This is a genomic window from Streptomyces sp. MnatMP-M17, assembly GCF_900091995.1.
Classification (GTDB): Bacteria; Actinomycetota; Actinomycetes; order Streptomycetales; family Streptomycetaceae; genus Streptomyces.
The window spans coordinates 1-7251 of sequence record NZ_FMDK01000544.1 but is presented as its reverse complement, the minus strand read 5'-3'; the positions used below and the strand labels follow the sequence as shown (position 1 = coordinate 7251).

Here is a 7251-nt window from a genome sequence, read left to right as displayed (position 1 = left end):
ACATGCCCTCGACGGTCAGCGGACCGTACGGCAGCAGCCCGGACGCGGCCTCGGCGGCGGCGCTCTCGTCCGGATAGCCGAGTACGGCGAGCGCCCGCGCGGCCGGTGCCTCGACCAGCCGTACGGTCGCTTCGGTGACGACACCGAGCGTGCCCTCGCTGCCGCAGAAGGCACGGGCGAGGTCGGGACCCGCCTCCGGCAGCAGCGCGGGCAGCGCGTAACCGGAGATCAGCCTGGGCAGCCCGGTGGGAAAGCCCGTGCGCAGCGGCGCGAGATGACGGTCGACCAGCTCGCGCAGTCCGGCGGGAGCGCCGTCCCAGCCGCGGCCGAGGCGCAGCGTGTCACCGCCGTACGTCAGGACCGACAGCTCATGGATGTTGTCGGCGGTCGTGCCCCAGGCCACGGAGTGCGATCCGCACGCGTTGTTGCCGATCATCCCGCCGAGTGTGCAGCGGCTGTGCGTGGACGGATCGGGCCCGAAGGTCAGTCCGTGCGGGCGTACGGCGGCGCGCAGATCGTCCAGGACGACACCGGGCTGGACGACCGCCGTGCGCGCCCAGGCGTCCACGGACACGATGGACCGCAGATGGCGGGTGAGATCGAGCACCACGCCCACGCCGGTCGCGTTCCCGGCGATCGAGGTCCCGGCGCCGCGCGGTACCACCGGTACGCCGTGCTCCCGGCAGACCGCCAGCGCCGCCGCCACATCCGCCGCGTCGCGCGGCGAGACGACGCCCACCGGGACACGCCGGTAGTTGGACGCGTCCATGGTCGTCAGCGCGCGTGCCGCCGCGTCGAACTCCACCTCGCCGCGCACGGCCGCTCTCAGCGCCCGCGCGAGTGCCTTCGTATCCGACGTATCCGACTCAGCCATGAGCCCAGGATGCCCCGGCCATCACCACAACCCAGGCACAACCCAGGCTTTTCGCCGCCAACCACACTCGGCGCACGGAAGAAAACCGAACAGGAAGCTCCCAAACTGATCGTCAAATCTCATATAGTGGCCACCGTTTGAGCAATATTCAACAGATTCCAAGGCTGTCACCTCCGGACCATCTCTGACTCATCCGAGTTGGGCGACGCGGGGCCCCCATCCCCGCCGTGCCCGCCGCCGCCCCACCGGCAGCCCGGTTCAGCGCCTTCCGGCAGGTCGTACCAACCGCTCCACCGCACCCGGCCACCCCCACACATCCGGAAGGCGATCCACGATGACCACGACGGGCACCACGACCAGCACCACGACCGGCGCTCCCGTTCCCTCGCACACCACCGCACACGCACACGGACAGAGCGGCCCACGGGCACGGGCATGAACCGGCCGTTCCCGGGAACCTTCCCGGGGCGCCCGTCGTCCTCGTACGGCCCGTACGGCTCCGCGACTTCCCGATCCCGACCTCCCGAAGCAGGTGCGCGTTGGACTCCGCAACCTCTGAACGGCCCACCGGAACGCCCGCCGACCGGTCCACGGGCGCGGCCATGGCCGTCCCGGCCACGGCCGTCGCGGCCGTCGCGTCTGTGGACCAGCGGTCCTCGGACGGGCCCTCGCTGGCCAGCACCGTCGAGAACGGTCTGAAGATCGTCATCGTCGGCGGTTTCGGTGTCGGCAAGACGACCATGGTCCGTTCCGTCAGCGAGATCCGTCCTCTCAACACCGAGGAGACGCTGTCCCGGGCGGGCGAGGACATCGATGTGGTCGCCGATCTGGAGGGACTGCGAAGAAAGACCTCGACCACCGTCGCCTTCGACTTCGGCCGGATCTCACTGGACGAGAAGTCCGTCCTCTATCTCTTCGGCGCGCCGGGCCAGGAGCGCTTCTGGTTCCTCTGGGAGCGGCTCTTCTCCGGGACGCTGGGCGCGGTCGTCCTGGTCGACACCCGCCGTCTCTCGGACTCCTGGTACGCGCTGGACCGGCTGGAACACCACGGCACGCCCTTCATCGTGGCCTGCAACGACTTCGGCGGGCCCTTCCACGCGGTGGACCAGATCCGTACGGCGCTGGCGCTGGCCCCGGACGTACCGCTGGTGGAGTGCGACGCGCGGGACCGGTCCTCCAGCAAGTACGTGCTGATCACGCTGGTGGAGTATCTGTACGAGCTGGCGTCGAAGCGGGCGGCGGAGAACGAGAAGGCCGAGGAGCCGGGCGACGGCTGACTGCGGGACGGCGGCCATCACACCGGGTAGAGACACCCTCCGATCGAGTGAAGCCAAGGCGCCCAGGGCGGAGGCGTCCCCTCCTGTTCAGGCGGCGTCTCCCGGGGCCGGAAGCGGTGTCTCATCCGACGGACACCGTTGCCCGCCGTGTATCGGAAGGGACTAGGCTCCGGCCGTGGCCGATATCCAGATTCCCGCTGACATCAAGCCCGCCGACGGCCGTTTCGGCGCAGGTCCCTCCAAAGTGCGGACGGAGGCGGTGGACGCGCTGGCCGCCACCGGTACCTCCCTGCTCGGCACGTCCCACCGCCAGGCCCCGGTCAAGAACCTGGTCGGCTCGGTACGCGACGGTGTACGGAGCCTCTTCGAGCTGCCCGAGGGATACGAGGTGATCCTGGGCAACGGCGGCTCCACCGCCTTCTGGGACATCGCGACGCACGGTCTGATCGAGAACAAGTCGCAGCATCTCTCCTTCGGTGAGTTCTCCTCCAAGTTCGCCAAGGCGGCGAAGCTCGCACCCTGGCTGGCCGAGCCGACCGTCATCACCAGCGACGCCGGTACGCACCCGGACCCGGTCGCGGAGGCGGGCGTCGATGTCTACGCCTTCACGCACAACGAGACCTCCACCGGTGTCGCGGCGCCCATCGAGCGGGTCGCGGGCGCCGACGAGGGCGCGCTGGTCCTGGTCGACGCGACGTCGGGCGCGGGCGGCCTGCCGGTCGACATCACCGAGACGGACGTCTACTACTTCGCTCCGCAGAAGTCCTTCGCCTCCGACGGCGGGCTGTGGATCGGTGTCTTCTCGCCGGCCGCGCTGGAGCGCGCCGCCCGCGTGCACGGATCCGGACGCCATGTGCCGGAGTTCTTCTCGCTGCCGACCGCGATCGACAACTCGCTCAAGAACCAGACGTACAACACTCCGGCGCTGGCCACTCTCTTCCTGCTCAACGAGCAGCTCAACTGGCTCAACTCGCAGGGCGGCCTCGACTGGTCGGTCCGCCGCACGGCCACCTCCTCGCGCACGCTGTACGGCTGGGCCGAGGCCTCCAAGTACGCGACACCGTTCGTGGTCGACCCGGCGAAGCGCTCGCAGGTCATCGGCACGATCGACTTCGCGGACGAGATCGACGCGGCGGCAGTCGCCAAGACCCTGCGCGCCAACGGCATCGTCGACACCGAGCCCTACCGCAAACTCGGCCGCAACCAGCTCCGCGTGGCCATGTTCCCGGCCGTCGACCCGACAGACGTCGCGGCCCTGACGGAGTGCATCGACTACGTGATCGAACGCCTCTGACCCCGCGCCGCCCCACGCCCCCTTGGGACCCGAGCCGATCTTGGATCCCAAGGGGGTGTTTTCGTCGTTCACGGCCCCGGGCTGAGGGGCCCTTCTGCCGTCCGCTTTTGGTGTGCGCTCCGAGTGGTGTGGCCGGACGGTGCCGTGCGGCGGGACTGGTCGTCAGGGCTTGCCTCGCAGGCGCTTGAAGCCGAAGAAGAGCACCGCGCCGCCGATGAGGATGAACGCGCCCAGGGTGGCGTTGCCCTTGGTGGCGCTGCCGTCGGCTGTGCCGGCGTCGTTGGGGTCGGTTGAGGAACTGCCCTTGCCGGACGGGGAGTTGCCGGAGTCCTTGGCCTTGTCCTCGCCCTTGCCGTTGTCCAGGTCCTCGCGTACGACCTGGCTTTCCTTGCCCTCCGAGCCGAACATCAGCGCGCTGCCGTCCGCCGTGTACGTCACGGACTCCGCCTGGCCCTGGAACGGTGCGTGGACCGCGTGGTCCTCGCCCAGGCGGCCGTTCTGCCATGCGTAGGCCCGGGCGCTGATGTACGAGCGCAGTACCAGTTCCGTGCCGTCGGGCGAGAAGGCACCGTCCGTCACCCAGGGCACCTCGCCGATCCGCCGGAAGACATTCGTACCCGACGAGGTCAGCCGCGCCGGGCCCTCGTAGAGTCCGCCGCCGTTGTCGTTCTTCGAGGCGATATAGACGCGGCCCGTCATGGGATCGACCATGAGCGCCTCGGCGTTGCGCGGTCCGTCCGCGTACTTGACGGTGAACTGCGTCGCCCGCACCGTCATGTCCTTGAGCTCCTTGGGCTCCGGGAAGCGGTAGATCCACACATGGTCCCAGCTCCCATTGAGGTTGTCGCCAATATCGCCGACATACACATTTCCATCGGGACCAATAGAGATGGCCTCTACATCCCGGGGCTCACCGACCCCCTCCATGGTGATCGTCGCCACCGTCTCGCCGGTCCTGGAGTCCACGGCGAAGACATAGGGCCCGTCGTCGCTGTCGTTGTGCGTCCAGTAGACGCCCGGGTGGAGACGGCTCGCGGCCAGCCCGCTGGACTCGACGATCCGGGGATCCTTGATCGTAAAGGTCTGGTCGGGTGCCCCGTCGTCGGCGGCGGCCCCGGCCCCGGACGCCGCTGCGGACGCGGGCACGGACGCCGGCACGCTCAGCAGTACGGCGGCGGCGAGGGCGGTGACGGCACCGGAAAGACGCAGGCCGGGATGGCGCGGAAGCGAACGCATGCCACCAGCCTGCCATCCCGCCCGCGCGCGTCACGTATCCGTACGCATGTCCGTACGCATGTCCGGGCATATACGCGCCCGGCCTCTCCGCGCCTCCGGCCCGGCCGTCGGCCATGATGGCCCGATGCGTTTCCTCTTCGTCGGTGACTCCATGACGATCGGGCGCGCCGGCGACTTCACCTGGCGCTATCGGATGTGGCAGCACCTCGACGCGTCCTTCGGCGTCCCGTTCCGGATCGTCGGCCCACGGTCCGGGCTGTACGACAGCGAGGCCGACGCGCCCGTTTCGTACGACTACGCCGCCGGCCCCGGCTTCCCGGCCCATGCCCGCCACCATCTCGCGGGCTGGGGTGTGGGGTGGCAGCACATGAGTCCGCTGATCGGCGAGGCGGTACGGGCCGGGAAGGCCGACATCCTGCTGGTCTCGCTGGGGCTGATCGACCTCGGTTTCTATACGGACAGTACGCAGACCGCGCGCAGCGCCCGCGCGTTCATCGCCGAGGCCCGCGCGGCCAACCCGCGCGTACGGGCCGTGCTCCTGCCCGTCATCCCGAATATCCGGGCCGAGTCCGACCGCGCCTTCGCCGCCGAGGTCGACCGCTTCAACCAACTGCTCGGCAAGGCCGTCGCCGACCTCGACCGGCCGTCCTCACCTCTGCTGCTCGCCTCGTGCCCGCCGGCGTACGACATCCACCGGGACACCTACGACGGCACCCACCCGGCGCCCTCGGGCGAACACAAACTCGCCGCCGCGTTCGCCGACGCCATGCACCAGGCGTGGGGCCTGGGCACACCGTACGAGCCACACGGCTGAAGCCCGGCAACACCCCGTGAGTCCGTACCGTGTGCGGACTTCGAGGTAAGGGAGGTGGTGGTCCGGCTGCGGGCCGGCGGGTCCGCCGCTCCCGGGGCGACGGGGGCGGTCCGTCCGCCACAAGGCCGATTCGGGCTTGCCTTGAGTGCGCTCGAACGCGTTGGCTGTGGAGTCATGAAGTACACGCAGCTCGGACGCTCCGGACTCAAGGTAAGCCGACTCGTCCTCGGGACGATGAACTTCGGTCCTCTCACCAACGAGGCCGACAGTCACACCATCATGGACGCCGCGCTCGACGCGGGCATCAATTTCTTCGACACCGCCAACGTCTACGGCTGGGGCGAGAACAAGGGCCGTACGGAGGAGATCCTCGGCACCTGGTTCGCCAAGGGCGGCGACCGCCGTGACAAGGTCGTCCTCGCCACCAAGGTCTACGGGAACATGGCCGCGGACGATCCGGCCTGGCCCAACCACGACAAGCTCTCGGCCCTCAATATCCGCCGTGCGGTCGACGCCAGCCTCAAGCGGCTCCAGACCGATCACATCGATCTCTACCAGTTCCACCACATCGACCGCAGCACCCCGGTCGACGAGATCTGGCAGGCCATCGACACCCTGATCCAGCAGGGCAAGATCCTTTACGCGGGCTCCTCCAACTTCCCCGGCTGGAAGATCGCCCAGACCAATGAGACCGCCCGTCGGCTCGGTTCGTTCGGGCTGGTCAGCGAGCAGTGTCTGTACAACCTGGCCGAGCGCCGCGCCGAGATGGAGGTCATTCCGGCCGCGCAGGAGTACGGCCTCGGGATCATCCCGTGGTCGCCGCTGAGCGGTGGTCTGCTGGGCGGCGCGATCCGCAAGGAGCGCGAGGGCGGCGGCTCCCGTACCACCGCCGGCCGTTCGGGCAGCGGGCTCGCGAACACGGCCATCCGGGCGCAGGTCCAGTCGTACGAGGACCTGCTCGACAAGCACGGCATCGATCCCGGCGAGGCCGCGCTGGCGTGGCTGCTCACCCGTCCCGGCGTGACGGGCCCGATCGTCGGCCCGCGCACGATCGAGCAGCTGGAATCCGCTCTGCGCGCGGTCGAGCTGGAGCTGTCGGAGGAGGTCCTGTCCTCGCTGGACGAGATCTTCCCGGGCACGGGGCCTTCGCCGGAGGCGTTCGCCTGGTAGTACGCGCTACGCGGGAGGGCGGCCGGGGTCGGCGGCCGACCGACTAGAGGCCCTGTCCGGTCGATCGGACAGGGCCTAACCGACCGCGGCTGCCACCGCGATGATCGCGAACATCAGCACCAGCGCGCCGGCCATGATCTGGTTTCGGGTCTTGGGGTCCACAGGTCGAGGTTAACGGCCGAGGGTCTCGCGCCCGGCGCCCGGGTCCTGGTCGGCTCCCGGGTTGCCGTTCGGCTTCCCGTCCGTCCCACCGTCCGTCTCTCCGTTCGGCTTCTCTCTCCGCGCCCGGCCGAGCGGGAAGCGTACGAGCGTCTCGTACCGCGGCTGCTCACCGGGCACTCCGCTCACCGGGAGCCGGCTCCGTACGAGCGCCAGCTCGGCCACCTCCCACGGTGTGCCCTCGAAGCCGTCCATGGCCGTCGCGTACGGCCGCAGATCCTGGTCCGTACGGCTGTGGGCGAGCGTGAGATGCGGCCGGTAGTGGCGGTGCTCCTCCATCGGCAGGCCGGACCGGCGCGCGGCGGCGTCGGCGCGCTCCGCGAGGCGCCGCAGCGTGTCGATGTCGCCGGCGGCCCCGGCCCACAGC

General features: G+C 69.8%; 7 protein-coding genes. 4 read left to right on the top strand and 3 right to left on the bottom strand.

Annotation, left to right across the window (positions count from 1 at the left end; translation table 11 throughout):
• The coding region (locus GA0115259_RS23785; protein ID WP_141716665.1) for an FAD-binding oxidoreductase at positions 1-874 on the bottom strand (874 nt) is incomplete at its 3' end.
• A 641-nt stretch (positions 875-1515) separates the two neighbouring features.
• On the opposite strand from GA0115259_RS23785, the gene GA0115259_RS23780 reads away from it, so the two are divergent.
• Positions 1516-2151, top strand: coding sequence for a GTP-binding protein (locus GA0115259_RS23780; protein WP_093600821.1), 636 nt, complete (start codon positions 1516-1518; stop codon positions 2149-2151).
• A 175-nt stretch (positions 2152-2326) separates the two neighbouring features.
• Positions 2327-3445, top strand: a complete 1119-nt coding sequence (gene serC, locus GA0115259_RS23775) for a phosphoserine transaminase (protein WP_093600819.1) — start codon at positions 2327-2329, stop codon at positions 3443-3445.
• A gap of 162 nt (positions 3446-3607) precedes the next feature.
• Here the strand turns inward: serC and GA0115259_RS23770 are convergent, their stop codons facing one another.
• A complete protein-coding gene (locus GA0115259_RS23770) occupies positions 3608-4681 on the bottom strand; it encodes a WD40 repeat domain-containing protein (RefSeq protein WP_093600817.1) in 1074 nt (357 codons plus the stop codon).
• 124 nt (positions 4682-4805) lie between these two features.
• Here GA0115259_RS23770 and GA0115259_RS23765 point away from each other — a divergent pair, with 124 nt between their 5' ends.
• Both GA0115259_RS23765 and GA0115259_RS23760 read left to right on the top strand, forming a co-directional pair.
• Positions 4806-5495 carry a GDSL-type esterase/lipase family protein gene (locus GA0115259_RS23765; protein WP_093600815.1) on the top strand — a complete coding sequence of 230 codons (690 nt, stop codon included), beginning with the start codon at positions 4806-4808 and terminating at the stop codon, positions 5493-5495.
• Positions 5496-5669: 174 nt separating this feature from the next.
• Positions 5670-6665: an aldo/keto reductase gene (locus GA0115259_RS23760; protein WP_093600813.1), complete on the top strand. Its 996-nt coding sequence runs from the start codon at positions 5670-5672 to the stop codon at positions 6663-6665.
• A gap of 171 nt (positions 6666-6836) precedes the next feature.
• Here the strand turns inward: GA0115259_RS23760 and GA0115259_RS23755 are convergent.
• The coding region (locus tag GA0115259_RS23755) for a 2'-5' RNA ligase family protein (RefSeq protein WP_272921180.1) at positions 6837-7251 on the bottom strand (415 nt) is incomplete at its 5' end.